General features: G+C 44.7%; 24 protein-coding genes. 20 read left to right on the plus strand and 4 right to left on the minus strand.

All coding sequences use genetic code 11. The features are described from left to right. Nucleotides 1-6: 6 nt before the first annotated feature. The 9 genes from AC1XUF_RS17960 to AC1XUF_RS18000 all read left to right on the plus strand — a co-directional run bounded on the left by AC1XUF_RS17960 (nt 7) and on the right by AC1XUF_RS18000 (nt 10278). Nucleotides 7-1008, plus strand: a complete 1002-nt coding sequence (locus tag AC1XUF_RS17960) for an N-acetylneuraminate synthase family protein (protein ID WP_483343206.1) — start codon at nt 7-9, stop codon at nt 1006-1008. 2 nt (nt 1009-1010) lie between these two features. Next, complete coding sequence (neuC, locus tag AC1XUF_RS17965) at nt 1011-2162, plus strand: UDP-N-acetylglucosamine 2-epimerase (RefSeq protein WP_483343207.1); 1152 nt, start codon at nt 1011-1013, stop codon at nt 2160-2162. After that, nucleotides 2162-2905 carry an acylneuraminate cytidylyltransferase family protein gene (locus tag AC1XUF_RS17970; RefSeq protein ID WP_483343208.1) on the plus strand — a complete coding sequence of 248 codons (744 nt, stop codon included), beginning with the start codon at nt 2162-2164 and terminating at the stop codon, nt 2903-2905. The genes neuC and AC1XUF_RS17970 overlap by 1 nt, the downstream gene beginning before the upstream one ends. Next, the gene (locus AC1XUF_RS17975) at nt 2892-4247 is read left to right on the plus strand and encodes a CDP-glycerol glycerophosphotransferase family protein (RefSeq protein WP_483343209.1); all 1356 of its coding nucleotides are present in this window, start codon (nt 2892-2894) and stop codon (nt 4245-4247) included. Before AC1XUF_RS17970 ends, AC1XUF_RS17975 begins: the two co-directional genes overlap by 14 nt. Nucleotides 4248-4696: 449 nt before the next feature. Beyond that, on the plus strand, nt 4697-5638 hold the full coding sequence (locus AC1XUF_RS17980) for an O-antigen ligase family protein (RefSeq protein WP_483343210.1): 942 nt from the start codon (nt 4697-4699) through the stop codon (nt 5636-5638). Beyond that, nucleotides 5631-6620 carry a glycosyltransferase family protein gene (locus AC1XUF_RS17985; RefSeq protein WP_483343211.1) on the plus strand — a complete coding sequence of 330 codons (990 nt, stop codon included), beginning with the start codon at nt 5631-5633 and terminating at the stop codon, nt 6618-6620. Before AC1XUF_RS17980 ends, AC1XUF_RS17985 begins: the two co-directional genes overlap by 8 nt. A 324-nt stretch (nt 6621-6944) precedes the next feature. Further along, on the plus strand, nt 6945-7700 hold the full coding sequence (locus AC1XUF_RS17990; protein ID WP_483343212.1) for a TerC family protein: 756 nt from the start codon (nt 6945-6947) through the stop codon (nt 7698-7700). A gap of 5 nt (nt 7701-7705) precedes the next feature. Next, the gene (gene dnaG / locus AC1XUF_RS17995; protein WP_483343213.1) at nt 7706-9706 is read left to right on the plus strand and encodes a DNA primase; all 2001 of its coding nucleotides are present in this window, start codon (nt 7706-7708) and stop codon (nt 9704-9706) included. 23 nt (nt 9707-9729) lie between these two features. Continuing rightward, on the plus strand, nt 9730-10278 hold the full coding sequence (locus AC1XUF_RS18000) for a DUF4136 domain-containing protein (RefSeq protein ID WP_483343214.1): 549 nt from the start codon (nt 9730-9732) through the stop codon (nt 10276-10278). A gap of 64 nt (nt 10279-10342) precedes the next feature. Here AC1XUF_RS18000 and AC1XUF_RS18005 read toward each other — a convergent pair whose 3' ends face one another. Beyond that, complete coding sequence (locus AC1XUF_RS18005) at nt 10343-10645, minus strand: YtxH domain-containing protein (protein WP_483343215.1); 303 nt, start codon at nt 10643-10645, stop codon at nt 10343-10345. Between the two features lie 131 nt (nt 10646-10776). Here AC1XUF_RS18005 and AC1XUF_RS18010 point away from each other — a divergent pair, with 131 nt between their 5' ends. Further along, on the plus strand, nt 10777-11856 hold the full coding sequence (locus AC1XUF_RS18010) for a WD40/YVTN/BNR-like repeat-containing protein (RefSeq protein WP_483343216.1): 1080 nt from the start codon (nt 10777-10779) through the stop codon (nt 11854-11856). Nucleotides 11857-11859: 3 nt separating this feature from the next. On the opposite strand, the gene AC1XUF_RS18015 is transcribed toward AC1XUF_RS18010, so the two are convergent. Continuing rightward, entirely contained in the window at nt 11860-12867 is a 1008-nt protein-coding gene (locus AC1XUF_RS18015) for a YpdA family putative bacillithiol disulfide reductase (RefSeq protein WP_483343217.1), read from the minus strand. A 119-nt stretch (nt 12868-12986) separates the two neighbouring features. Here AC1XUF_RS18015 and AC1XUF_RS18020 point away from each other — a divergent pair, with 119 nt between their 5' ends. The 8 genes from AC1XUF_RS18020 (at nt 12987) to AC1XUF_RS18055 (ending at nt 23964) form a co-directional block, all read left to right on the plus strand. Further along, entirely contained in the window at nt 12987-13997 is a 1011-nt protein-coding gene (locus AC1XUF_RS18020) for an aminodeoxychorismate synthase component I (RefSeq protein ID WP_483343218.1), read from the plus strand. Then, the gene (locus tag AC1XUF_RS18025) at nt 13975-14577 is read left to right on the plus strand and encodes an aminotransferase class IV family protein (RefSeq protein WP_483343219.1); all 603 of its coding nucleotides are present in this window, start codon (nt 13975-13977) and stop codon (nt 14575-14577) included. Before AC1XUF_RS18020 ends, AC1XUF_RS18025 begins: the two co-directional genes overlap by 23 nt. A 32-nt stretch (nt 14578-14609) precedes the next feature. Next, entirely contained in the window at nt 14610-17105 is a 2496-nt protein-coding gene (gene priA / locus AC1XUF_RS18030) for a replication restart helicase PriA (RefSeq protein ID WP_483343220.1), read from the plus strand. A 26-nt stretch (nt 17106-17131) separates the two neighbouring features. Beyond that, nucleotides 17132-18571 carry a pyruvate kinase gene (gene pyk, locus AC1XUF_RS18035; RefSeq protein ID WP_483343221.1) on the plus strand — a complete coding sequence of 480 codons (1440 nt, stop codon included), beginning with the start codon at nt 17132-17134 and terminating at the stop codon, nt 18569-18571. A 257-nt stretch (nt 18572-18828) separates the two neighbouring features. Continuing rightward, on the plus strand, nt 18829-19203 hold the full coding sequence (locus tag AC1XUF_RS18040) for a BlaI/MecI/CopY family transcriptional regulator (protein ID WP_483343222.1): 375 nt from the start codon (nt 18829-18831) through the stop codon (nt 19201-19203). 12 nt (nt 19204-19215) lie between these two features. Further along, a complete protein-coding gene (locus AC1XUF_RS18045) occupies nt 19216-21018 on the plus strand; it encodes a TonB family protein (protein ID WP_483343223.1) in 1803 nt (600 codons plus the stop codon). Between the two features lie 3 nt (nt 21019-21021). Then, a complete protein-coding gene (locus tag AC1XUF_RS18050; RefSeq protein ID WP_483343224.1) occupies nt 21022-22869 on the plus strand; it encodes a TonB family protein in 1848 nt (615 codons plus the stop codon). Nucleotides 22870-22938: 69 nt separating this feature from the next. After that, the gene (locus tag AC1XUF_RS18055; protein WP_483343225.1) at nt 22939-23964 is read left to right on the plus strand and encodes a Gfo/Idh/MocA family protein; all 1026 of its coding nucleotides are present in this window, start codon (nt 22939-22941) and stop codon (nt 23962-23964) included. A gap of 63 nt (nt 23965-24027) precedes the next feature. On the opposite strand, the gene AC1XUF_RS18060 is transcribed toward AC1XUF_RS18055, so the two are convergent. Together AC1XUF_RS18060 and AC1XUF_RS18065 are read right to left on the minus strand one after the other, a co-directional pair. Then, on the minus strand, nt 24028-24420 hold the full coding sequence (locus tag AC1XUF_RS18060) for an ExbD/TolR family protein (RefSeq protein ID WP_483343226.1): 393 nt from the start codon (nt 24418-24420) through the stop codon (nt 24028-24030). Between the two features lie 11 nt (nt 24421-24431). Next, nucleotides 24432-25112, minus strand: a complete 681-nt coding sequence (locus AC1XUF_RS18065) for a MotA/TolQ/ExbB proton channel family protein (protein ID WP_483343227.1) — start codon at nt 25110-25112, stop codon at nt 24432-24434. Between the two features lie 411 nt (nt 25113-25523). On the opposite strand from AC1XUF_RS18065, the gene AC1XUF_RS18070 reads away from it, so the two are divergent. Together AC1XUF_RS18070 and AC1XUF_RS18075 are read left to right on the plus strand one after the other, a co-directional pair. Then, on the plus strand, nt 25524-25793 hold the full coding sequence (locus tag AC1XUF_RS18070) for a hypothetical protein (RefSeq protein ID WP_483343228.1): 270 nt from the start codon (nt 25524-25526) through the stop codon (nt 25791-25793). Beyond that, nucleotides 25759-26448 (plus strand): hypothetical protein, encoded by a 690-nt coding sequence (locus AC1XUF_RS18075; RefSeq protein WP_483343229.1) that lies wholly within the window; start codon nt 25759-25761, stop codon nt 26446-26448. Before AC1XUF_RS18070 ends, AC1XUF_RS18075 begins: the two co-directional genes overlap by 35 nt. The last annotated feature ends 16 nt before the right edge of the window (nt 26449-26464 follow it).

Below are 26464 nucleotides of genomic sequence, written 5' to 3' on the forward strand. Positions count from 1 at the left end.
AAACCAATGAACAGCATCTACCTCATCGCGGAAATTGGCCAAGCTCACGATGGGAACATCAACCTAGCACATGCTTACATCGATGCCATTGCGCCGACCGGTGTGAACGCCATCAAATTTCAAATGCATATTGCCCAGGCAGAAAGCAGTGTCCATGAACCGTTCAGGGTCCCACTTTCTTATCAAAATGAAACCAGAATGGAGTATTGGAAACGAATGGAATTCTCGAAGTCACAATGGACCGCATTAAAAGCGCATTGTGAGTCGAAGAAGCTCGACTTTATTGTGAGTCCCTTTTCTGTAAAAGCCATCGACCTACTTGATGAAATCGGAGTTTCCTCCTTCAAGATAGGATCAGGCGAGATCGATAACCCGCTGATCCTCGAAAAGATTGCCGACTCCGGTAAAAACATTATCCTATCATCGGGAATGAGTTCCCTGCCCGAACTGGATCATGTAATTGATTACCTGAGCGGCCGTAATTGCTGCCTAGCGCTCATGCAATGTACATCTGCCTATCCCACGCAGCCTTATGAATGGGGAATCAATATGATCCCTTTTTTCAATGAACGGTATCAAATCCCTGTTGGCTTTTCCGACCATTCAGGTGACATTTTTGCATGCCTGGCCGCAGCCGGTGCAGGGGCCCGCCTGCTTGAGTTTCATATTGTATTTGATAAAAGAATGCCTGGACCAGACACTTCATCATCATTAACAATTGACCAGGCTGAGCTGATGATCGGGGGTGTGCGACAGATTGAAATTGCGATGAATAACCCCGTCGATAAATCAGAGAATTCTGAATTCAAGCATCTGAGGAGGATTTTTGGTAAATCCCTAGCCGTCAATAAGAGCCTTAGAAAAGGCCACCTGCTCACATTTGATGATCTGGAATCCAAAAAACCCGCCGGATTCGGAATATCTGCAAAACATTTCAGAAGCATTCTGGGTCGACCGCTGACAAGAGATATCAATGAATGGGATTTCCTGACCGAAACCCATCTGTGACCATGCGGAGAATTTGTGTAGTAATAACCGCGAGGGCTAGCTATAACCGTATCAAAACCGCTCTGTCCGCCATGGAGGCTCATCCGTCCGTTGCGCTCCAGCTGGTGGTATGTGCCAGTGCATTGCTTGAAAAGTTTGGTTCTCTGAGATCTGCGATCGAACGAGATCAACTCACGGTCAGCGCAACAATACATAATCTCCTAGAGCCCACCCATTGCACTTCTGCTGCGAAAACAACCGGTCTAGGCATCATTGAGCTCTCCACGATTTTTGAAAACATTCGTCCCGATGTCGTTGTTACCATCGCCGACCGATTTGAAACCATGTCGACAGCCATTGCAGCATCTTATATGCATATTCCCCTGGTGCACATTCAAGGTGGCGAGGTGACTGGTAATATCGATGAGAAAGTCAGACATGCTATCACTAAACTGGCGGACTTTCATTTCGTAGCCACCGAAGCAGCAAAACAAAGGGTAATCAGACTAGGCGAAGATCCCGACAAAATACATCTGACAGGCTGTCCATCCATTGATCTCGCAATACAGATGTTAGAAAGCAATTCACTGACTTTCGACCCATATCAGATCTATGGAGGCGTTGGTACCCGCCCAAGCCTCTCCAATCCCTATGTGATCGTCCTGCAACATCCCGTTACAACCGAGTATCAACATTCGAGGGAACAGATTGAGAGTACGCTGGAAGCCATCAGCGCATTGAATATCCAGACACTTTGGTTCTGGCCCAATGCGGATTATGGTACCAGTGACACCTCGAAAGGGATCAGAGCATTCAGGGAAGTCCAGAAAAAACATCCTGTTCATTTTTTTAAAAATATGCATTCCGGCCATTTTCTTAACCTTCTGAAGCATTCCGCATGTCTTATTGGAAATTCGAGCACAGGAATTCGGGAAGCAGCTTGTCTGGGTGTTCCGGTTGTCAACATTGGTACAAGGCAATTGGGCAGGGAACGAGGTAAAAATGTGGTGGACGCCGACCCTAATGTGAATTCCATTATCCAGGGCATTTCTTACCAGTTAAACCATGGTCACTACGTTCCTGACTTTCTGTACGGGAACGGGAAAGCTGGTCGGAAAATAGCGGATTTGCTCGCTGGGATACCATTGTCATTTGAAAAGAAAATAACATACTGATGAACCCTATACCAAAAATCCTGGGTATTATCCCTGCCAGGGCCGGATCAAAAGCGATTCCCGGCAAGAATATGAAACGTTTGGGCGATAAACCCCTTATTCAATACACCATTGAATCCGCCCGGAATTCCGCACTTTTAGACAAGATAGTTGTATCAAGTGATTGCAGCCGGACGATTGAATTTGCCCATAGATTTCCCTGGGTAGAAGCTCCTTTCAAGCGCCCGGCAGAATTTGCACAAGATCATTCCCCATCCATTGATGTGGTTCGCCATGCACTCAATTATTACCTGACAAAGGGCCTGGCTTTCGAATACGTAGCCTTATTACAGCCAACCTCTCCTTTCCGAAGTTCTGATCTTATCGATATAGCAATTCGACACATCATAGAAACAGGCTCCGACAGCTTGGTCACTGTTCAAAGGATTCCCGACCGGTTTAATCCTTACTGGGCCCTCCGGCCGCTTGCCGACACATCTCTGGGGTTTGTGAATTTTGGTACCGAGCTGATAACCAGACGTCAAGATTTGCCAGACTCCTACCATCGTGACGGAAAAATTTACATCTCTAAGGTGGCTCTCATCGAAAAAGGTTTACTGCTGGGCGGGAAGATTGCAGGCCTGGTACTTAATAATGACTCCAATATCAACATCGACACCCCATATGACTGGCAAATGGCATCCCGGGAATTGCAACGCAGAAGTCCAGGACAGAAAAAGGATCTTAATCATGATCACAAATAGCTTTGCGGCGATGAACTTAATCCATAGCGGTCTTCTTTCGAAACTGTCGGAAAAATACCATGTCAGCCTACTTTCGACTATGATCGGCCACGCGGAGATCTTGCATATCAACCAGCATTATAACATAATGGTGGACCTCGTAAACATGGAGTTACCTAAGGAGGGAAAGTTGATGCGGCTGCTCCGCCAAATGGAGAAAACGATTTTTTCAATTCATTTCAAAATAGAAACGGAGTCGATCAAGACGCGAACAAAAAGCGTTCATCAACGTTTCATCATCCAATTAGCCAGTCTGCTAAGGTTTTTGCCAAGCCTTTCAAAGTGCCTTCTCAAAAATTTGCGGAGGCACATTATTTTTCTATCCGAACGCAAAATGGGTTTTTGCCAACTGTGCAATGGTCGTTTCGACGGGGTTATCTCTTCATCTCCGTTAGACATCAGGGAAAACACTGTTATCAACGCTGTTTCTAAACTTAAAATCAAAACCCTGGCGATGGTGATCAGCTGGGATAACCTTACCTCAAAAGGCGTAATCAATGCAAGACATGACTATATACTCGTATGGAACGAGATGATGGCGAACGAGTTCAGAAAGTTTTATTCCATTTTTAATACGCAGGAGAAAGTGTTTATTACCGGGATACCGAGATTTGACATTTATTTCCGAGATCATAACAAAAGCAATAGCCCGACTGGCTTTCGCAACCGGCTTGGCATATCTCCGCAAAACAAAATTATTCTCTTTGCTACGAGTGCCCGAAAACACTTCCCAACTCAGGATCTAGTCCTTGCAGATTTGGCTGAATACGTTCGGCACAACGAACGTATTACTGCAATAATAAGATGCCACCCCTCCGACCCGTTTCATTTTTATAAGCCATTTCTGAAAATACCTAACCTGCTGCTATGGCATCCGGGGATTTCGGCTACAAAACCTGAGCAGGTATTTTACAAATGGCTGCCCCACCCTAACTTCCTGTATTCACTCGCCGAAATGCTCGAAAACTGTGATGTATGTGTCCAGGTCGCCTCAACAATTCATCTGGACGCTGCGGCTTGTAACAAACCAGTTATCAGCATTGCATACGACGGGAAATACGGCTTGCCTTATCACCAGTCTGTGAAACGGCTTTATGATTATGCGCATCAACTCCCATTAAACCGGCTTGGAACCGATCAGAAAGTGTTCAGCAAACAAGAACTGTTTTCCCTTCTGGACACGAATTTGCGAGGCCAAACTCCAAATAAAAATTATGTTAAGGCAGCCCTGCCGATCCTCTATTATGATAAGCCAGAATCAGTTCCAGCAATACTACGAATCGTTGAAGAATGGTTACATTGATGATAGAAATAGGCCAAAAGGCGTTACTGTCCTTCATTATCGTCGCAATTTCAGGCAAAATATTTGACCAGATACTGATTATAGGTGACAATCCATTTCAGACAACTGTTGTCTTTTCCTTTTATACCTACTGCTTTTTTGCACTATTTTTCAGATCGCGGCACAAATTGTTCCATGTGCTGAGCATTCCTGTTTTCACGCAGTTCTTACACCTCTTTCAGAAGTATTCATTCCCAGCCGGGGCCAATTCCTTATGGCGGCTTTTTCCATTTATAATCCTAACCATTTATTTTTTTATCTTCTTTCTAAGCACAAATGTTTTGTTAAATAAAATTGAGAAACTATTTATGCTTATGTGGGGAGCAGTCCAGTTTTACTTTCTGTGCATCTCGCCTAACCTATCCCAAATTGCAGTAGGTGGTTCTTTACTGTTTCTCATGATCTTACCCATGTATTTTCTTTACCTGCGGAACGCGATGGGCGCAATCAATTTCCGATCAGAAATAGAGCAATACCTGTGCTTGTTATATGTCGTCCTCGGTCTGGGCACTTTTGGCCTAATTATCGCCGGGGCCGAGTACAAAGGTTCCGATAATCTTTTGGCAACCAGGAACATATCCGACACCAATGTCACTATGGCTTATTTCATTTTGCTTTGGCCGTTTGCATTACTCTATCTCCGACGCAGTAAAATGCACATTCTTATCTTCCTGGTATTGTTAAGCATTTTGGTCGGCGTTGTCATTTTCTCCTTTTCCCGGGGCGCTGTCTTTATTCTTACACCTTACCTGCTGATTTCCATCCTGCTTGTTTCCCGGGCTGAACAAATGGCACAGCTCTTGATTTCGTCGTTGATCGTATTACCATTCCTAGAAAAATGCATGACCATTTTCCGAGAGCAGGATCTCAATTACTTCTGGGCATTGCGGTTTGGAGATTTCCAGTCAGCCTCCTCAGTCATTGAGAAATTACAGATAAACAGCGGGCGGACCAGCATACACGACATTGCTTATGCGCTATTTCTCCAAAAACCGCTGCTCGGCCATGGCACAGGAAGTTTTGAAATACTCGGTCCAGGCTATAGGGAAGCACATTCTCTATTTTACACTTTGCTGGCTGAACAAGGGCTGCTGGGGACAATCTATATGTATGCCGTTTTTACAGTGCTTGCAATTTCACTTTTCCGCACGATCCGGGTGGGCAAGAAATATACACTCCTCCTTACCAGTCTGATCTTTTACCTCATTTTCAATCACACCGTCGGCAGCGTGTTTGTCATTATTCCTGCCAAAAGCGTCACGGTAAATTGCATCGCACCTGTTCTGTTACTCTGCCTCTACTTTTATGGAAAAAGCATAGTGCCGTCAGACAACTTCTCCACAAATGGGTAAAATTCTTATAGTGGGAAAAGTCCCTCCGCCTGTTGGTGGGGTATCCGTTCATGTAAGCAGATTGTTTGAAAACCTGAAGTGCCGGAATTTCTCCGATTATATCTTTTGCGACTTTGGGAAAGAGCCGCTCTTTAAAGTCATTTTTCAAATATTAACCCACCGTATTTGCCATCTTCATGTTTCCCGGCCATACCTGCAGGCTTTGTTAGCCGTATTTTTTCGTTTATCCAATAAGACGTTGCTGATCACATATCATGGAAATTGGGGGCGGTACGGCTGTGTTCCAAACTGGCTTGTCAATATCTCAGCCTGGCTATGTACTGTTCCGATTGTCCAAAATGAGGAAAGTTTAAAAAATGCGCTCGTATGGAATAAAAAAGCGCAACTTATATCAACCTATCTTCCGCCACCTCCGTTAGGCGCTATCCATCCTGCAATCGCAAAAACTCTGCGTGAATTCAGAAAAAACCATCCGTTGGTCGTTTCTACCAATGCCTGGAACCTCACTTTTGACAAGAATGGGAAAGAGACGTACGGAATTTCAGCCTTGTTACAGCACCTCAGCAAATCTCCGAAAGTCGGATTGATTGTTTCCGATCCTTCCGGAAACTATACGGCATTTCTCCAAAAAAAATGGGGCACACTACCCATAAACGTGGTTTTCATTACCGGGCTGCACGATTTCAGAAATATACTGTGCTCATCGGATGCGTTCATCCGCAACACCACCACCGACGGCGTATGCTTATCCATTCACGAGGCACTCGGGTTAAATATTCCAGTACTTGCATCATCAGCTGTAACCCGCCCGACATTTTGCAAGGTTTTTAGTGATGTGAGTAAAATAAACTGGGAGGAAGACGTCGCACTAGCAGGAAAGTTGCTGGAGAAATCCGTGGCAAATGCAACTGGCCATGAGGCGATGGACGAGCTATTAAGGGTCTATTCCTGGTTCACCGGTACCGCGAAGCGAAAATTGTAGCAGAATGGTAAAAAAACAAAGGCATAGAAAAATTTCCATGCCCTGTTTCACACTATACACACACTATGTTTTTAATATCTATATATCTCGATTGATAGTTTCTTCACTAAGTTTCAATACCGCAAAATAACAAACTAAAGTAATTAGAAAAAAACTTTCGTTTGTGAATTTCTAAATTCTAATAAGAAAATGATGGACAATTCTATAAAACAACTAGACCGAAATAAGCCAGGGCACCAAATTTAAGGAAATATAATTTAATTATTGCTCAAACTGACACACCTGATTACTTTCGTACAAACATACTCATCATAACTTTTATCCATGGAAGCGTTTTTTACGGCCGATGCGCTGATAAGTTTACTTACTTTGACCTTGCTAGAAGTCGTTCTGGGCATAGATAATATCATTTTCATTACAATTGTCGCCGGAAAGCTTCCGGTTTCTCAACGCAAAAAAGCACAGAATAATGGATTGCTGATCGCCTTGGTACTCAGAGTAGCACTGCTTTTTGCGATTTCCTGGGTGATAGGATTGAAACAGGATCTTCTGACCCTCTTCGGACATGGTTTTAGTGGCCGGGACCTGATTCTGCTGGGCGGCGGCCTTTTCCTCCTTTATAGTACCACAAAAGAAATTCACCATAAACTGGAGGGAGAAACAGAAGATAAACCTTCGGGAGATGGTGTAGCCAAGGGTTCGCTGACCTTTGGAAGTGCATTGACTCAAATCGCACTGCTAAACATCATTTTTTCTTTTGATTCCGTGTTAACAGCAGTTGGTTTGGTGAAAGAAATACCGATCATGATCGCGGCAGTCGTGGCTTCCACCTTCATCATGATTGCATTTGCGGGAAAAATCGGCGATTTTGTAAATAGTCACCCTTCCATCAAAATTTTAGCGCTGTCATTTTTGTTGATGATTGGTACCCTGTTGGTAGCCGAGGCGTTCCACTATGAAATTCCAAAAGGTTACGCCTATTTCGCAATGGCGTTTTCTTTCCTGGTGGAGTTGCTGAACATGCGCCTCGATAAAAATACTAAAGAAGGCCCTGTAAAACTGCGGGACCGCGTTAACTGATTAACATGCGCATAAACCCCGAAACCGTTGACCGTATCAAGCACGCCGCCGATATCGTGGAAGTGGTGGGGGATTTCGTATCTCTTAAGAAAAAAGGCGCAAACTATTCGGCCTGCTGCCCATTTCACAATGAAAAGACGCCCTCCTTCAATGTAAACCCTTCCAGGCAGATCTATAAATGCTTTGGCTGCGGTGCCGCAGGTGATTCTATCAAATTTGTGATGGATATTGACGGCATAGGCTACGCTGAGGCTCTGAAGTATCTGGCCAATAAGTACAATATTGAAATTCAGGAAGAGGAGCTCACAGATGAAGAAACCCTTCGTCAGAATGAGCGGGAAAGCCTCTATATCATTTTAAATTTCGCCAAAAACTTTTATCACCACCAACTCGACCATAGTGAAGAAGGACAGGCGGTAGGCCTCAGCTATTTTCGCGAAAGGGGTTTTACCAGAGAAATTCGCAAAAAATTCGAACTGGGCTATAGTCTGGACACTTGGGATTCCTTTTCAAAAGAAGCATTGGAAAAAGGCTATTCCGCTGAATTGCTTGAAAAAGCAGGCTTGCTCATTCATAGAGAAGGTGGCACGACGGCCGGTTACGACCGATTCAGAGGACGGGTGATATTTCCGATCCATCACGTTTCCGGCAAGGTGATCGCCTTTGGTGCAAGGATACTCAAATCCAGCGCAAACCAGAAAGGCGCCAATCAACCCAAATATCTGAATTCTCCCGAAACGGATGTTTATCATAAAAGTGACGTTCTCTATGGGATATTTCAAGCAAAAAATGCGATACGGCAGCAGGATCATTGCTACCTGGTTGAGGGTTATACGGATGTAATATCGCTGCACCAGGCCGGTATTGAGAATGTTGTGGCCTCGTCCGGCACTTCGCTTACTGTGGAGCAGATACGTCTGATCGGACGCTTTACTCCAAATGTCACAATCCTTTATGACGGAGATATAGCTGGCATAAAAGCCGCATTACGAGGGTTGGACCTCGTTCTGGAGGAAGGGCTGAACGTAAATATTGTCCTGTTCCCAGACGGCGACGATCCGGACAGTTTTGTAAGAAAAGTGGGTGCAGAAGCATTCAAGGCACATTTAAAAAAGGCCTCCAAGGATTTTATTTCCTTCAAAACCGAAATCCTGTTGCAGGATGCCGGCAACGATCCGTTCAGGCAGGCTGCTGTCATTGGAGAAATTGTCAATAGCATTGTGAAAATACCGGACGCGATCAAACGTCAGGTGTTTTTCCATCGGACATCAGAAATGATGAAAGTGGATGAACAAATGCTGATCACAGAAGGTAATAAGCTGGTCAGAAAACTCCAGTCCCAAAAACCACAAGAACGCAGGCGCCCGGAAGTAATTTCTCCCGAAGGTCCTGATGATTTAGGAGGTATGAGCCGGGTATTGCAAGGAGATTTCGAGGTCCCGGATGATTTGTTTGTTCCTGAAAAAGACGTGACGGAAACCCCGCCACGGAGCAAATTGCACTACCAGGAAGAGGCTTTTGTGAAACTAATGGTCGTTTACGGAACCAAAGAACTGGAACCAACAATTACAGTTTGCCAATATGTTTTGGGACAGATTGACGGAATTGACTTTAAAGATCCCGTTTTCCACCACTTACTGACATTATTTCGCGAAAACTTCAATCGAGGGTACGTGCTGCCTACCGACTATTTTTTACAACATCATGAATTTGAAATTCGCAGTCTTGCTATAGAATGGTTGACTGCAAAGCACGAACTGAGCGAATTGTGGGCTGAAAAGTATGAGATTTATGTGCCGTTTGAAGTCGATGTATTGGACAAAACCGCTTTTAATAACATCTTGCGGCTCAAGAAAGCATTTATTGAAGAAAAAATGAAGGTATGTCTTCAACAGGCGGTTCAGGCAAAGTCCGAAGAGGAGCAAAACGCTGTTATGACCGAGTTTATGCACTATAAAAGTATCAGTATGGCTGCGGCCAAAGAGTTGGGGAGCGTGATCGGATAGTTCATTTGCAGATGATTCAGACTATGAAAAACCCTTTACACCTGCTTTTTTTCCTGTTCCTTTTCCTTTTTTCGAGCTGCGGATCTTCTTATAAAGTTTTAAAACCAAAAAAGGAAGCAGGTTTCAGGTTGGCCGACTACGCCACATTCGGCTTTTACGATATTGAAGCAAGCGGCGATACCATTCCTGAAAATTTTGAGAAAAACATAAGCATTATTAAAACTGCCATTGCCCAGAACCTTCAGGCAAGAGGTTTGGATGAAGCCCGCGATGCCAATCTTAAAATCAACATAGCGCTATCCGTTAAACAGCAATTGCAAACCAGGCAAACAGATTTCAGGACAGAGGGATTACCGAGATACATGGGGCAGCGCAGGTACTCGTGGAAAAGCGAGGAGATTGTGGTAGGAAAATACCGTGAAGGGACTTTAATGATTGACCTGGTCGACACTTCCAACAACAAGATGGTCTGGCAGGGCGGCGGAAGCGGGATCATTCCTGAAAAAAGTAAAAACTTCACCAATGATATCAATAAGATTGTCAAGGATATCATGGACGAAATACCCCAATAGAATCCATAAGAAAAGGGCAGCTTCTTTAAAGAAACCGCCCTTTCAATGTCCTTGATATGGGGATCTATGCATTGTTGTTCACGACATTGCGAACTTTATCATTTACATTTTCTGCAACCGTTGTCGCCTTGTCTTTTACAGTATTCACGTTTTTCAAAAATCCGTCTTTCAGTTTATCCGCCAAAACAGACAGCTCCTCCAAACTCTTTTCATATTTATCTTTTGCTGTACCTCCCAGGTCGTTAGCCTTGTTCTTAAGCAACTTACGGGTGTCTTTTCCGTTTTTAGGCGCAACCAAAAGGCCAATCGCAATGCCTGTGAATAAAGCGCCAATAGATGCGATCAAAAATTTTTGATTCTTGTTCATATGAATTTCCTATTTTGTGTTTATAATGAATTAGAACTGTAAAGATTAAAAATACTGTGCCAATTTACCCAATAAAGAACATATATACGTCGGCAAGGCTTTTCCGGTGCCTATTATTATTAACCGGCCTCATGCTGGCGCATCTGGCATCGGCGCAATGGACGATCTATAACATCAAGCCAGCAATACATATGCGCGCAGTGCACGCTGTTAATCCCAGCACATGCTGGATAGGCGGCACAAAGGGCACAATCATCAAAACGCTCAACGGCGGAAAAACCTGGACTACCTACAAAGTGCCAGGTGCAGATTCTCTCGATTTTCGTGACATTTACGCCTTCAATAGGCAAACCGTAGTCGCAATGAGCGCTGGCCCTTCGGAACAGGGCAAAGCCAAAATTTACCGAACAGACGACGGGGGAGAAAGTTGGGTTCTTGTGTATCAAACTACACAAAATGGGGTTTTTCTGGATGGAATCGACTTTTGGGATAAAAATAGAGGCATTTGCCTGGGTGATCCGACGGAGGGAAAACTGTTTATCCTGACTACCGAAGATGGCGGAAAAAGCTGGCAGGAAATGCCTATGGAAAAACGTCCGGCAGCAGAACCGGGAGAAGCCTGCTTTGCAGCTAGTGGTACTTCGATACTGACAACCGGTAAGGGGGCTGCGTACATCGGAACAGGTGGAAGCAAAATGGCGCGCGTTTTCAGGTCCGAGGATTATGGTCAGTCTTGGCAGGTTGCATCCACCCCATTACCAGCTGGGCCAACCAGCGGCATATTTGGTTTGCGGTTTTGGACAAAAAAACATGGGATCGCTGTCGGCGGAGACTACAAGAAAACCACAGATTCGAGCCAGAATGTATTAATGACGAAGGACGGGGGTGTAACCTGGCACCTCGCGGGTATGACAAAGCCAGCGGGTCTGAAAGAATGCGTGGCACTTTACCATAAAACAGACGCGATCTGGACCGGGGAAACAGAACTGCGCTCGGATGATTACGCTCTAATTGCAACCGGGCCGTCGGGAAGCAGTTACAGTATTGACAAAGGAAAAAGCTGGCGGCCTCTTGGGAAGGAAGGGTTCCACGCCGTCAGCTTTGCGGCAAATGTCGGCTATGCCGTCGGGGCTAACGGATTGGTTGGGAAAATTGAAAAAGTGTCTATGAAAAAGAGGAAACGAAAGCTCAAATTAATTGACGACGAATAATCCTTATATCCGGTCAATCAGTTCCTTCACCTTCCGCACTTCCCTGCCCGCCAGGTGATCCGCAATAGCAGCTGCATGTTCGCGGCCGTTTTCGATGAATACTTTCTCGGTAAAGACACCGGCCATTACGGTACCGCACAAGTATAGCCCGGGTACATTGGTTTCAAAAGTGTCGGAATTGAAAGTCGGTACTTTGGTTACCGGGTTTAAAATCACGCCACACCTTGTAAGCAGATGTTCGTCGGGCAGATAACCTACCAGTAGAAAGACGAAATCAGCCGGCAGCCATTCCGTCTCACCGCTCTCCAGGTTCTCGATCTGGATTTTTCCCGGCTCGATTGCCTTGGTTACGCTGTTGAAACGCGTATGGATCTTCCCTTCCTTTACACGGTTTTTAACATCGGGGATAAGCCAGTATTTCACTTTAGTACGAAAATCGGCCTCCTTGTGTACGATTGTTACGTGGGCATCATGCCTGTATAACTCAAGTGCAGCCTCAACAGAAGAGTTCGAACCGCCCACCAGGACCACATTGGTATAGGAATATCTGAAGGGTTCATCATAATAGTGCGAAACGTGCGGTAGGTTTTCACCCGGCACATTCAGCATTCTGGGGACATCAAAATAGCCTGTTGCCAATACTACATTCTTGGATTGAAAAACCTGGCCATCATTGGAATAGGTTAAAAAGGTGCCGTCCGCCTGTTTCTCGGCACGGTCCACATCAATAAATAATTTGAAATTAAGGTGATAGTAACCGGCTACTTTGCGATAATATTGGAGCGCCTCATTGCGATTGGCCTTGACATCGGAAATTGCGAAAGGAATTCCTCCAATCTCAATGTTCTCGGCAGTAGAGAAAAATTTCATCCTTCTTGGATAACGCCGGATGGACTCTGTCAGATTACCCTTTTCCAAAATGAGATAGTCCAGACCGCTTTTGGCAAGCTCTATGCCCATGGCAAGTCCACAAGGCCCGCCTCCGATGATGATAACGTCGTATATATGCATTTGTTAAGTAACTGTCGGCTGTCGGGCCTCTTTCCTCCCTCTTTTAACCCCCTAATTTAGATATTGGTTTCTGAACTTTGTAAATTAGCTCATTGTTGGAAATGTTCAATTAGATCCTTTTGAGATTGACCGAAGCAGTCGACAATTTTGTTGGTAATCTTAATGAATGGGGAAAATCAAAAACCCCTTTCGTATTTCTTATAGATTACCAGTTTGAAAAACCACTTGCCTGGAAGCTGGCAGATCCTGGCCCAACGGATGTGCTTTTTGACTTTAAAGGATTCTCTAACCATGATTTGTTGAGAGATACCGGATTGACACCAGATTTTCACCTTACTAAGGAGCCCGTTCCATTCGAAATTTACAGGAAGAAATTTGACCACGTAATAGCTAACCTGAAATCGGGAAACTCGTTTCTGGTTAACCTCTCCGTTCCAACTCCCATTGACACAAATCTTAGTCTCAGGGATATTTATGAAAACAGTGAGGCCCGGTACCGTTTTTTATACAAAAATGAATTTGTCTGCTTTTCGCCTGAAATTTTTGTAACAATCAAAGGCGACAGCATATCCAGCTTCCCCATGAAGGGTACCATTGATGCCTCGGTACCCAATGCTGAAGATGTAATCCTGGCGGACCAGAAAGAAGCCGCCGAACATGCTACCATCGTTGACCTCATCCGCAATGACCTGAGCATGGTCGCGAAAAAAGTCTGGGTCGAAAGGTATCGATATATTGATCGGATTGAAACCAATGACAAAGCTTTATTACAGGTCAGCTCGGAGGTTGCGGGAGTTTTGCCGGAGGACTTCAATGGAAAATTCGGTGACCTGCTTTTAAAACTATTGCCGGCCGGTTCTATTACCGGTGCTCCAAAGCCAAGTACATTAAGGATTATCAAAGAAGTGGAAGGCTACGAAAGAGGTTATTATACCGGTGTCATGGGTTATTTCGATGGAGAAGTTTTTGAAAGTGCAGTGATGATCCGGTTTATTGAAAATCAGAATGGCAAGCTGATTTTTAAAAGTGGTGGCGGCATTACCGCACTCAGCCGAGCAGAAAATGAATATCAGGAATTAATTGATAAAGTTTACCTTCCATTCAGCCATGTCCCGCACACTGTGTATTGAAACGATTTGTGTCGAAAATCGTATTTTGAAAAACCTTTCGTACCACGAATCAAGATTGAATAACACCCGGAGAGAGCTCTGGGGATTTACCGATCACTGGGATTTGTCGGAGTTGATCACTCTTCCAGACTGCGTCGGGAATGACCTCCACAAATGCAGGGTCGCGTACGGCAAAGAAATCGACCATATCAGGTGGGAGCCGTATTCAACAAGAACAATCAAGAAAATTCAGAAGGTTTACGATGATAGCATAGACTACGCCTTTAAATACAATGACCGTGATCAACTGGACACCCTGTTTGCGCAACGAAAAGACTGTGATGAGGTCCTGATCATTAAAAACGGAATGGTAACTGATTCTTTCTATTGCAATGTGGCTTTCCGGGACGGAGCGAAATGGTATACTCCGTCAACTTATCTGCTTCCTGGAACGCAGAGGGCACTTTTATTAGATTCGGGTGTGATTCACGAAGCCAATATTTCAGAAGAAGATATATCAAAATACAGCCACATCAGGCTTTTTAATGCGATGATCGGATGGGAGAAGTCAACTGTTCTACCCGTCGAACTGATTGCTTAATTCGTATCTTTCGATAAACAAATTGCTCATCAATGACCTCCTTCTTCGAGGAAGAAACCACTTTATTCGCTGATCTGATCTTACCTGTCCCGGTTCCAGCTTTATTTACGTATAGGGTTCCCAGGGAAATGAGCGACCTCATTAAGGTCGGGGCAAGGGTTATTGTGCAATTCGGACAGAAAAGGGTTATTACCGCCGTTGCTGCCAAAATACACACCACACCCCCTGTGAAGTATCAGGCAAAATACATCCTTGAATTACTTGACGATCAACCTATCGTAACCACTAAGCAACTCGAATTATTCAATTGGGTTGCTGAATATTATCTATGTAATATTGGAGAAGTACTGAATGTCGCTTTGCCGGCAGGGCTTAAAATTACTAGCCAATCACGCATCCAGCTCAATCCCGAATTCGAGTATGATGACCTTCTGACCGACCAGGAACGAATTGTAATCGAAGAAATCAAAAAGCATCAGACACTCTCTTACGAGGAAGTAGAAAGGTTGTTGCAGAAATCAAATATCACCTCGATGATCAAATCGCTGGTAGGCAAACGTGCGGTTATCCTCTATGAGGAAGTAAAGGAGCGGTATAAACCGAAAGTTGTGAAAAAGATTCGCTTATCGTCTGCCTACCTGACCAATGAGTCGCTCTCAAAACTGGCTGCTTCCCTGGAAAAAAACCAGAAACAGCAGGACATCCTTCTTAAATTCCTAAGTTACGTCCCGGTGTACAATCATGCTGAGCTAAATCAAAAGGGGCTTGATAAGTCTATTTTTGCCCAGGATGATGCGATTTCGGATGCTTCTTTAACTACTCTGATCAAAAAGGGCGTTTTTGAGCAGTTTGAAGTTTTCATCTCCCGTTTTGAAGACATACCTGCCGGCAATATGGCCAATATCACGCTGTCGGATTCGCAAAAGGAAGCCTCAAGGCAAATTCAGGAGCTACTGGCCGAAAAAGAAGTGGTATTGCTCCACGGGATCACCGGAAGCGGCAAAACAGAAGTATACATTGAGTTGATCAAACAAGTACTCCAAAGCGGCTCCCAAGTTCTGTTTCTTTTGCCGGAAATTGCCCTGACTACTCAAATTGTGGTACGATTGCGAAAAGTTTTTGGGGATATGATGGGTATTTATCACTCCAAATTTTCTGATAATGAGCGCGTTGAAGTCTGGAAAGGGATTTTGGATGGGAAATTTCAGTTTGTGGTCGGTGTAAGATCAGCTATTTTTCTTCCTTTCGATAATCTTGGATTGATCATTGTAGATGAAGAACACGAAACTTCCTACAAGCAACATGATCCCGCGCCGCGCTACAATGCCCGAGACGTGGCGGTCATTATGTCCTATATGCACAAAGGGAAGACACTACTAGGCTCCGCGACCCCCTCATTGGAAAGCTATTATCACGCAAAAAGCGGACGATACGGACTGGTAGAAATGAAGGAGCGTTTCGGAAATGCCGCATTGCCTACTTTTCAATTGATTGACACAAAAAAGGAAAAGAAGCAGCGCCAGATGAAAAATGAATTTTCATCTGTTTTGCTCGAACATCTACAGTACAATCTCACGAATAAGGAGCAAACGATCCTGTTTCAAAACCGGCGGGGGTATTCGCCTTACCTGCAATGTGAAGAATGCTCGTGGATTTCTGAATGTCCCAATTGTGATGTCAGCCTTACCTACCACATGAAAATGAAGGAATTACGCTGTCATTATTGCGGACACAAGGAAGAAGTTCCTAGAACCTGCCCGAATTGCGGCTCGCCTAAAGTAAAGACGATGGGTTACGGTACCGAGAAAATTGAGGACGAGATCCACCTGATGTTTCCGGAAGCAAGAGTGCAGCGTATGGACCTGGATACAACTCGGGCAAAAAATGCCTATCAACAGATCATCCGGGAATTTGAAGAAGGAGGAATTGATATTTTGGTCGGGACCCAAATGGTCAGCAAAGGGCTGGACTTCGATAATGTAAGTGTGGTGGGGATTTTCGATGCAGACCGGATTATTCATTTTCCGGAATTCCGCGCCTCCGAACGCGCTTTCCAAATGTTGACCCAGGTGAGTGGCCGGGCGGGGAGACGGGCGGATAAGCCAGGCAAAGTTTTAATACAGACGGCCAATCCTGCTCAAAAACTATTGGAAAGAATCGTCACCAATGATTATGAAGGGATGTATGATGCCGAGATCACCGAGAGAGAAAAATTCGGCTACCCTCCCTTTACAAGACTTATAAAGGTCACTGTCAAACACATAGACGAAAACACTTCCCAAAGAGCTGCCAGGATCCTGGCCGAAAAGCTTACCGCCAACCTTGGTTCAAGCCGGGTTTTGGGACCGCAGCCGCCTTTGGTGGAAAGAGTGAGAAATCAGTTTTTGTTCGATATTCTCATCAAACTTGAGCGAGAAAAGATTAATTTTAAGGCGGCAAAGTCATTTATTCAGGAAAAGGTAATTGACACATTAACCGATAAGACATTAAAGAGCATCCAGGTTGTCATCGACGTGGATTGCTTATAAAATCATTTCTTACTGCATATCCATCTATGTCTTCCAAAAAAACAAGAATTGTTGCAACCGTAGGCCCCGCCTCTGAAACAAAAGAAACATTATATGCATTGGCAAAAGCCGGAGTCAACGTTTTCAGGCTTAACTTCTCCCACGGTACCCACGCCGATCATCTTTTAAGATTAAATACCATTCGTGAAATCAATGAAGAATATGGCTTGAACCTTGCGATCCTGCAGGATTTACAAGGGCCTAAAATTCGTATCGGGTTGGTTTCCGAAAAAGACGGGGTATTGATTGAAGCCGGCAAAAAGCTGATCTTATCCAATACCGAAGTGCTTGGTACGGCCGAGAAAGTAAGCACTCCCTACGATGGTATGTACAATGACGTGAAGATAGGCGACAGGATCCTGATGGATGATGGAAAACTGGAAGTGCTCGTAACAGGAATGGACGGGACCGACGTGGTTACGGAAGTAATTTATGGAGGCTACCTGAAATCGAAGAAAGGGGTCAACCTGCCAAATACCAAAGTTTCGATGCCTTCGGTGACAGCCAAGGATTACGAAGATCTGGATTTTGGTCTTGAGCATAACGTTGAATGGGTTGCATTGTCCTTTGTGCGTACAGCTGCGGAAATCACCAAAGTAAAAGAATACATCGCCAATAAGGGGAAACTGGCCCGCGTGGTTGCCAAAATTGAAAAACCGGAAGCAATTGTAAATATTGACGAAATCATTGAAGTCACTGATGCAATTATGGTTGCCCGCGGCGACCTGGGTGTTGAGCTTCCTGCGGAAGAAGTACCGATGATCCAGAAAATGATCGTCGACAAATGTAACAAAGCAGGAAAACCGGTTATCGTTGCCACTCAGATGCTGGAAAGCATGATTGAAAGTCCACGTGCTACCCGCGCGGAACTTAACGATGTAGCGAATTCAGTTCTGGACGGTGCAGACGCTGTAATGCTCAGTGCGGAGACGGCCTCCGGACGTTACCCGCTTCTCGCTGTCGAAAGCATGACGCGCACGATCGAGAAGGTTGAATCTTCTACCAACAGCATTTATTTCAAACACCACGCTTTTGTAAATGAAAATGCAGGTATTTATAAATTAAACGACAATGTCGTGATGAGTGCCTGTAGATTAGCGCGCGATACACAAGCTGCGGCAATCATCGGGATTACTCGTTCGGGTTACACTTCGTTTAGGTTATCTCACCACAGGCCAAAAGCCAACCTGCTGATTTTCACGAGTAACAAAATGCTCATGAACCAGCTCGCTCTTTATTGGGGCACAAAAGTATTCTATTATGACCGCGATCAGGGAGTTTCAACAGACGATCTGATTGAGGATATCAAGTTGTTCCTTGTAGAGAAGGGTGAGCTGCAGAAGGGTGATGTTTTCATCAATACGTTGAGCATGCCTGTTTCGAGACAACGTAAGACCAATACAGTAAAATTGAGCGTCGTCGAATAAAGAGCCGCATTCAATACCAGGAAGCAGCAGGGATTTGTCCTTGCTGCTTTTGCTTTTCTGGATAGCAGCGTTTCGAATACCTGCGCCTACTGAACGTTTGCCTGGCACGCAACCAAATCACACGAGGCCAAAACGGTGACTTTATTCACCGCTTTTTTATTTTTTCACAATAACTAATAAAATAGTTTTGGAACTAAGCAAATAGTATTAACTTTGATTTACCGGTTTAATTAGTACTAAAAGTCCCACAAATAATCATGGAAATTCGCACGCTTACCCGCGCCGAGGAAGAAATAATGAGAATACTCTGGCAACTTAAAAAAGCATTTGTCAAAGATATCCTGGCAGAGATCCCGGAACCCAAGCCAGCCTACAACACCGTTTCGACGATCATACGGATCCTCGAGAAAAAGGAAGTAGTAGGTTATACAGCTTATGGAAAAACGCACGAATATTTCCCGCTCATCAGCGAAGAAGAGTATAAGCGTCACGAAATGAAGCAATTGATGGTCAATTACTTTGACAACTCCCTACCCAACCTTGTTTCATTCTTCGTGAAAGACAACGACCTTAAAACAAAGGACCTGGATGAAATTATGAAATTGATCAACGATCATAAAAACGATCACTAAAATCTGTTAGCCATGGATACTTTAATCTATTTCGGCAAGGTTAATTTGTATTGGATATTGTTATACGCCTGTTATTGGCTCATGCTGCGTAACCACACCTTCTTCCAGTGGAACCGCATCTATCTCCTTGGCTCGCTGTGTGCAGCATTTACACTTCCGCTTATCATTTATCCGGAAAGTGCCCCGATGCTTCCCATTACATACGAGATAACCGCAACCCCCTTCACTCTTTCGCAGGTGCAAGAAGTCCCAAAACCAATCGTCACCTGGGTTCAGGCAATCTGGATGATTTATGCAATTGGTTTTTCCATTTCGGCCTACTATCTATTTGGCCACATTCTGAAACTCAGAAAATTTCTGAATGCGGGTGAAATCATCGACCTGGACGATTGCAAGGTTGTTCTGATTGACTCCAATCGCATCGGCTCATTCTCATTCCTTAAATGGATCGTCATCAACAGGAGCGACTATGAACACCATTTCGACGCGATCCTGAGGCACGAAATGGTGCATACGCAGCAGTGGCACAGTGTGGATATATTGCTTGTAGAAGTCATGAGGGTGATTTTCTGGTTCAACCCTATACTTTCGCTTTACAAACACTCATTTCAGGAAGTGCACGAATTCATGGCTGATGAGCAGGCACCAAACCGGGAGACTTATGCGAAGTTTCTGGTTGCCTATGCCCTGAATGCGCCGGTCGCTTCACTTACGAATCACTTTTTCAAACCATCACAGATTAAAAGCCGTATTCAGATGATTTACAAAAACAGGACTTCGAAATGGTTACTCGGTACCTACGCGATTGCACTGAGTTTGATTGGTTTTTCGGCCTTGATCATAGCCGGTTGCGAACGCCAGGAGAGTGGAGAGCCAATTGCCGAGGAAAAAGTAGCATTGGCTAAGGAGGCGATTGCGGATAAAAAGGTTTTCACGGTAGTGGAACAACAGCCTGAGTTTCCCGGAGGAATTAAGGCGATGTATGAATTTCTGCGTGATCACTTAAAATATCCGGAGCAAGCCGTCAAGTCAAATATAGCGGGAAGGGTATTTCTCTCCTTCGTTGTAACTGAAAACGGTGATGTGGCGGATATACAGGTTTTAAAAGGGCTTGGCTATGGCTGCGACGAAGAAGCTGTAAGGGTTTTATCCCAATTTCCAAAGTGGAAACCCGCCAAACAAAACGGCAAAGCTGTGAATGTAAGGTATAATCTGCCCATTAATTTCCAAATCGACGAGAGCGATAAAAAAAGGACTGCCGGTGTAGGGCTAGATTTAAAAGGATCAAGACCCCTATTTGTCCTGGATGGCAAAATCATTGATCAGGACAAAGTCGCCAAAATTCCTGAATCGGACATTGCTCATGTAAATGTGCTCAAAAATGGAGAAGCAGCAGCACGTTATGGAGAGACAGCTAAAAGCGGCGTCGTTGAAATCAGCACAAAGAATGAAGCTATGCTCACAGGTGAAATCATGGCGGCGGCGGAGCCCCGGAAATCTTTTGTACAATCTACCAATTCAGCCGTCAATATTTCGGCATATAACAACGGATTTAAAAATGATGCTGCAAAAGGCGAAGTCGCTGGATACAACTCACTATCCAACACAAAAGTAGAGGTTAGGGGCAACTCATTGTCCGGCGATCCATTGATTATCATCGATGGAGAAAAACAGGAAAAACGTGGCTCAGAAGGCTACAGCCAACTAAATCCGGATGATATAAAAGCCATCAGCGTTTTGAAAAACAGCAGCGCGACTTCAACGTACGGCGATGAGGGACGCAATGGGGTTGTCATGATTACGACAAAAAAATAGATCATGGAAACGCTCCTCTATTTTGCCAAGGTCAATGCGGCCCTGGTCTTGTTTTACAGTTGTTACTGGCTGCTGTTCCGCAATCATACTTTCTTTCTCTGGAACCGATTTTACTTGCTGGGTTCACTGATCATTTCGTTCCTACTGCCATTTGTGACATTTTCAGAAACCTACAAGGTTGTAGTTCCGCAGACTTTACACAATGTATCTGTATCCCCAGCACTGACAGCCTCTCATCAGGTCCCGGAACAAAGCGTGGGATGGGAACTGGCCCTGGTTGTGTTGTATGGATTAGGAGTGGTCACCATGCTTTTCCGGCTTTCATTATCTTTTTACAAACTTTATTTAACAATCCGAAACGGAGAGAGGCTGAACGTGGACAGTTATACCTTGGTGTTACAGGAGAGCGTACAGCCCGCGGAGACAGGATCCTTTTCCTTTTTTAAATGGCTTGTAATCAGCAGAAATGACTATGAACGTAATCCCGATGTCATTCTCAGGCATGAATTTGTGCATATCCGCCAGCTACATAGCTTGGACATCATTTTGGCTGAATTGCTGAAAGTGGCTTTTTGGTTCAATCCCGTAGCTTGGTTCTACAAACGTTCCATGCAGGCCGTTCACGAATTTCTGGCAGACCAACAGGTTCCGAACCGCGACGATTACGCCAATTTCCTTGTTGCATACGCCTTAAATGTACCGCAAAGGATAATCACCAACCATTTTTACAATTCGTCCTTGCTTAAAAGCCGCATCCGGATGATCTATAAAAATCGCACGTCACGCTGGTTACTTGGAAAATATCTGCTGATTGTGCCCATAACATTATTTGCCGTTTTTCTAACTGCCGCCCGTAAACGTATACCCCAACAACCAGCTCCCGCGAACACTGCGCCGGTCGCCGACAAGGTGGCAATGGTCAGTTACGGAACAATTAACCTGAATGGAATTGTATTGGACGAAAACGGGGCCAAAATCCCCGATGCGATAATCATTCTGGCCGGTACGACCAGAGGAATCGCGACAGATCAAGATGGAAAATTTGCACTGACGAATATGCCGGTCGGCGGGAAGCTTGCGGTCACACATATCAATTTCAAATCAGAGGAAATACGTGTTGAAAGCAACAAAACCTTCTATGGCATAACCCTTCAAACGAACCATGAAATCATTGCCGACACGTTGCCCGTCATTGGAAGCGCTGATAAGAAATCCGTGAACGACGATATCGTTAATACGCCAGATCCGATGAAGGGTGTATTCACAATTGCCGAACAAAAACCACAGTTCCCTGGCGGACAGGAGGCGATGTTCAGCTACTTGCATGAAAACATCCAATACCCCGACCCGGCACTGCAAGCAAGTGTCCAGGGCATTGTGTTCGTTCAGTTTACGGTGGACGAAGATGGTACATTAGGCGATATAGTGATTATAAAAGGTGTCGGATTTGGACTGGATATGGAGGCTATCAGGTTGGTAAAGGAAATGCCAAAATGGGAGCCAGCCATTCAAAATGGAAAGCCAATTCGAGCGAGGCAGGCAATTGAAGTCAAATTTGATCTGGAAGAAGCAAAACAAAAAACCAGACAGGGGCTGCTTGAGAAAGAAAAACCTATGATCCTGTCTACGATGACCGAGCTGGGAATGTACTTCAATAAGTTCATCGATTTTTCGGGGAATAATCCCAATAAAAAACCGACACCAAAAATAGATAGCACCAAAAAATTAAGGCACTTCAGGAACTATAATATGCTGGTTCATAGCACAATACCCCCTACCCCGTCCTACAAGTTCCAAAGGCAGCCATCCGCGCTTTCCAGACAAGGTAGGCCTCCCGTAAACCAGGATTGAGCTTAAACATTCGATTTGGATAATGTTTCGCTATTTTAGCAAGCCACGAACCATTATCAAACATCCCGCATGTCACTCCTCAAAGCAGCTATCATCGGCGGAGGCCACATTGCCGACGACAACCACATTCCAGCGTTAAAAGCACTTTCAGACCGGGTTGAAATCACGGCGATTTGCAGTCGTGACAAAAACAAGGCGCAGGCGCTCGCCGATAAACATCAGATTCCCTTCGCATTCGACAACGCGCTGGAAATGTACAAGAGTGAAGCAAGGCCCGATATGATTGTGAACTGCACAGCCAACAATCTGCATTACCCCTTTACAATCCAGGCACTTGAACAGGGTTGTCACGTTTTTTGTGAAAAACCTCCTGCCATGAGCAGGGCACAAGCCCGGGAAATGGCCGATCTTGCAATAAGCAGGGGCAAAGTGCTGGCGTACAACTTCCAGTTGAGACAAACGGATGAATACGCATTGTTACAAAAATGCATGAGGACAGGCCAGTTGGGTAAGGTGTACCATATCAAAGCCAACTATCTGAGGAGGCGTGGCATTCCTGGCTGGGGTAATTTTACCAATAAAGAAATACAAGGCGGAGGCGCGCTGATCGATCTTGGTGTTCATATTCTGGATCTGGCGCTGGGCATTCTGGATTATCAAATGCCTGACCGCATTGTAGCAAATACTTACGACTATATTGGAAAAGCAGGCGGCAAGGGCTTAATGGGCGGCTGGGATGCCGAAAAATTTGAAGTCGAGGATGGATGCTTTGCGCACTTATCATTTCCTGATAATGCCAGCATATCCTTATCTACGTCTTTTGCATTGAATACCCAGCTGCAAAAAAACGTAAACCTGGAAGTTTTTGGAACCAAAGCAGGAGCATTGCTCAACCCTTTTACGCTATATACCGAATTCGCGGGTGAGCTGACGGATATGGCATTCCCGCATCTGGAAGTTCCCGACATTCAGCTTAAAAATACAGCCGCATTTCTCGACGCCTGCGCCGGAAAGCCGAGCAATATTTGCAGTGCGGAAGAAGGTGCTGTTCTACAAGCGATTGTAGAGCAAATCTATCTAAGTGCGCAACAATAGTGCTAAAATAAAGCGGCCCTGAAACTCGAATTTCCAGGGCCGCTTTGCTTTAATTATATTCGGTTATTTGGCAGTTGCCATCACCATTTTAATATCATTCTTGGCCCCCAGCTCCAGTACATCTACCAGATCCTGAACTGCCAGATTTTTATCTACTCTCAAAACAATCGTTCTTTCCTCAACATTGGCAAAAATACTTTGCAGTTCTGCTTCCAGTCGGTCAAATGGTATAGGCTCTTTATCAATAAAATAGCCTTTGTGCTCATCTATTGATAATGTAATCTGTTTTTTATACATCTGCTGGGTAGCCGAAGCTTTTGGCAGCATCAGTTTGATCACATTCGGATTGGACATCGTGGAAATGATCAGGAAAAACAGCAGAAGAAAAAACATGATATCGTTCAGAGAGTGCGTGAACACCTCCGGGGCAAACCGGGCCTTGCGACGTATTTTCATATTTCTATATTTTACTTAGCAGCTACCGGCTTTTGCAATACATCCAGGAAATCCGAAGCGGCCATTTGCAGTCTCAAAGCAAATCCGTCTATTTTCATGTTCAGCAAGTGGTAACCTGCGTAAGCGATCAGACCAATAATCAGACCAGAGCCAGAAGTGATCATTTTTTCGTACATACCACCTGCAATCGTGCTGATATTAAAGTCGTTGGAAATGGAGATATCGTAAAAAATACGGATGATACCCGAAATCGTACCCACAAAACCAAGCATGGGCGCTATACCTGCAATCACACCGAGATAGGGCAAGTTACCTTCCATTCTCTGAATCTCAATCTGGCTCGCATTTTCGATCGTTGTCTCAATGTCTTTGATCGGATATCCAATCCGTCCGATTGCACGCTCGAAAATTCTGCCTGCTGCATTGCGCTGGTTCCGGCAAAGCGATTCGGCAGATTTTAAGTTTCCCTGCTGAATAAAGTCTTTTACATTATCAACAAACTGCGGCTCAATCTTCCCATTCGCATTAATCCCTAAAAACCGTTCAATGATCAAAAAAAGCGTTGCCAGAAATAAAAGTCCGAGTGGCAACATTACCCAGCCCCCTTTTGCGAGAAGATCTATGACGGAAAGTCCCTGATTGGCAACGGGAGCTGCCATAGTAGAGTCAGTAAGTGCTTGCAGAAGCATCATATGTGAGATAAAAAGTGAATGGTTAAGCTAATGAAACTGAGGTCGATTGGGTGTAAAAACAACTTTGAACATAAACGGAGCAAGTGCCCCCATATTGTTTAAAGGGCAAATATAGGAAAATTACTCTACCGAGTCACCGGATGAGCTGTACTTGACGCAACGCTTTCTGTCTTTCTGGTGTCGAGCTCAAGTAAGCTTTTCTTTGGCCTGATCATGCGACATGTATTCTTTATTTTGATTTGCTTCTGTCTCAACAGCTGTATTGACTGCGGGCCACAGCATGAACTATTTGTAACAATCCGCCTTTCTGCCGATTCTCTGCAGATCGATTCGGTCAGTGCATTGCATGTAATTAATCGCGATGCCTTTAAGTCAAGCGCAGAATTACTAAAAAAACCCTTCCCTTCTTGCGTGCTTCCCATTTCGCTCAATGCTGACAGCACCACATTCTTATTTTTTACAAAAGAAAAAGCGGATACCCTGACGCTGTTCTATAAAAGGGAATTTGAAGTAAAGCAAGGATGCGGATTTACTGTGGACGCAGACAAGCCGGCGCATGGCCCAAATGCCAGATCAACCTTTTCAAAAGTGGAGGTAGATTATGGAGGCTACATTCTCTGGGGCAAGCAACCCGTATTCCATTCCTATGCTCCCGGCATTTCAATTGACGTCACCCCATGAAAAAATTGGTCCTGATCACCACACCTTTCTGTTGGCATGCATTGATGTCATACGCGCGCAGGTGGACTCGCATCCCAGGCAATATGCAGGAATCGACATCATTAAGAGTATTCCTTCGTTCATTCTTCCTGAAAAGTATCTTATCCGGAAAACCATCATGATTGAACCCTATTACCGGTGGGCTGCGCACAAGGCAAACCGGAACCTGATTCTTGGTGCGGGTTTTGCAAAGGGTACAACAAACAGTGAAAGTAAATTCGACCCTGACCAGCGGTTCAGAGGATATTACCTGCGGGGAGCTTACGAAATACAACATCCGCGTCATAATCATTTCTTTGGCTTTGGGCCAATGGTTTCTTTGTCGGAATATACTGGAAACGTTTCTTTCGACGGCCCGACTTTCGGTAACTACGAAAAACAGTATAAAATGCAAAATCAGTTTGCGGTTGGGTTTGAAGCGTATTTTGCACACGGTGTCACGCTGAGTGAGCGGCTTTCACTACGCATACAGGTTAGAAACACCGCTGCATTGCGTGCGTCACCGGAAGTTCCGTCTCAGTATTTTCCCGGCGTCGGTTATACGCCGGCAGGTGTCAATAAGTCATTCTTACTCTCAGGCAGTTTCTCTTTGCAACTCTTTTATAAAACCAGGTAATGGGATTAAAATCGCC

The organism is Dyadobacter sp. HNCC25DJ185 (assembly GCF_056895195.1).

Excerpts from the sequence above, each read along its gene's own strand:
- AC1XUF_RS17960 (WP_483343206.1), top strand. The coding sequence starts at position 7 with ATGAACAGCATCTACCTCATCGCGGAAATTGGCCAAGCTCACGATGGG.
- neuC (WP_483343207.1), top strand. The coding sequence starts at position 1,011 with ATGCGGAGAATTTGTGTAGTAATAACCGCGAGGGCTAGCTATAACCGT.
- AC1XUF_RS17970 (WP_483343208.1), top strand. The coding sequence starts at position 2,162 with ATGAACCCTATACCAAAAATCCTGGGTATTATCCCTGCCAGGGCCGGA.
- AC1XUF_RS17975 (WP_483343209.1), top strand. The coding sequence starts at position 2,892 with ATGATCACAAATAGCTTTGCGGCGATGAACTTAATCCATAGCGGTCTT.
- AC1XUF_RS17980 (WP_483343210.1), top strand. The coding sequence starts at position 4,697 with ATGTATTTTCTTTACCTGCGGAACGCGATGGGCGCAATCAATTTCCGA.
- AC1XUF_RS17985 (WP_483343211.1), top strand. The coding sequence starts at position 5,631 with ATGGGTAAAATTCTTATAGTGGGAAAAGTCCCTCCGCCTGTTGGTGGG.
- AC1XUF_RS17990 (WP_483343212.1), top strand. The coding sequence starts at position 6,945 with ATGGAAGCGTTTTTTACGGCCGATGCGCTGATAAGTTTACTTACTTTG.
- dnaG (WP_483343213.1), top strand. The coding sequence starts at position 7,706 with ATGCGCATAAACCCCGAAACCGTTGACCGTATCAAGCACGCCGCCGAT.
- AC1XUF_RS18000 (WP_483343214.1), top strand. The coding sequence starts at position 9,730 with ATGAAAAACCCTTTACACCTGCTTTTTTTCCTGTTCCTTTTCCTTTTT.
- AC1XUF_RS18005 (WP_483343215.1), bottom strand. The coding sequence starts at position 10,645 with ATGAACAAGAATCAAAAATTTTTGATCGCATCTATTGGCGCTTTATTC.
- AC1XUF_RS18010 (WP_483343216.1), top strand. The coding sequence starts at position 10,777 with ATGCTGGCGCATCTGGCATCGGCGCAATGGACGATCTATAACATCAAG.
- AC1XUF_RS18015 (WP_483343217.1), bottom strand. The coding sequence starts at position 12,867 with ATGCATATATACGACGTTATCATCATCGGAGGCGGGCCTTGTGGACTT.
- AC1XUF_RS18025 (WP_483343219.1), top strand. The coding sequence starts at position 13,975 with ATGTCCCGCACACTGTGTATTGAAACGATTTGTGTCGAAAATCGTATT.
- priA (WP_483343220.1), top strand. The coding sequence starts at position 14,610 with ATGACCTCCTTCTTCGAGGAAGAAACCACTTTATTCGCTGATCTGATC.
- pyk (WP_483343221.1), top strand. The coding sequence starts at position 17,132 with ATGTCTTCCAAAAAAACAAGAATTGTTGCAACCGTAGGCCCCGCCTCT.
- AC1XUF_RS18040 (WP_483343222.1), top strand. The coding sequence starts at position 18,829 with ATGGAAATTCGCACGCTTACCCGCGCCGAGGAAGAAATAATGAGAATA.
- AC1XUF_RS18045 (WP_483343223.1), top strand. The coding sequence starts at position 19,216 with ATGGATACTTTAATCTATTTCGGCAAGGTTAATTTGTATTGGATATTG.
- AC1XUF_RS18050 (WP_483343224.1), top strand. The coding sequence starts at position 21,022 with ATGGAAACGCTCCTCTATTTTGCCAAGGTCAATGCGGCCCTGGTCTTG.
- AC1XUF_RS18055 (WP_483343225.1), top strand. The coding sequence starts at position 22,939 with ATGTCACTCCTCAAAGCAGCTATCATCGGCGGAGGCCACATTGCCGAC.
- AC1XUF_RS18060 (WP_483343226.1), bottom strand. The coding sequence starts at position 24,420 with ATGAAAATACGTCGCAAGGCCCGGTTTGCCCCGGAGGTGTTCACGCAC.
- AC1XUF_RS18065 (WP_483343227.1), bottom strand. The coding sequence starts at position 25,112 with ATGATGCTTCTGCAAGCACTTACTGACTCTACTATGGCAGCTCCCGTT.
- AC1XUF_RS18075 (WP_483343229.1), top strand. The coding sequence starts at position 25,759 with ATGCTCCCGGCATTTCAATTGACGTCACCCCATGAAAAAATTGGTCCT.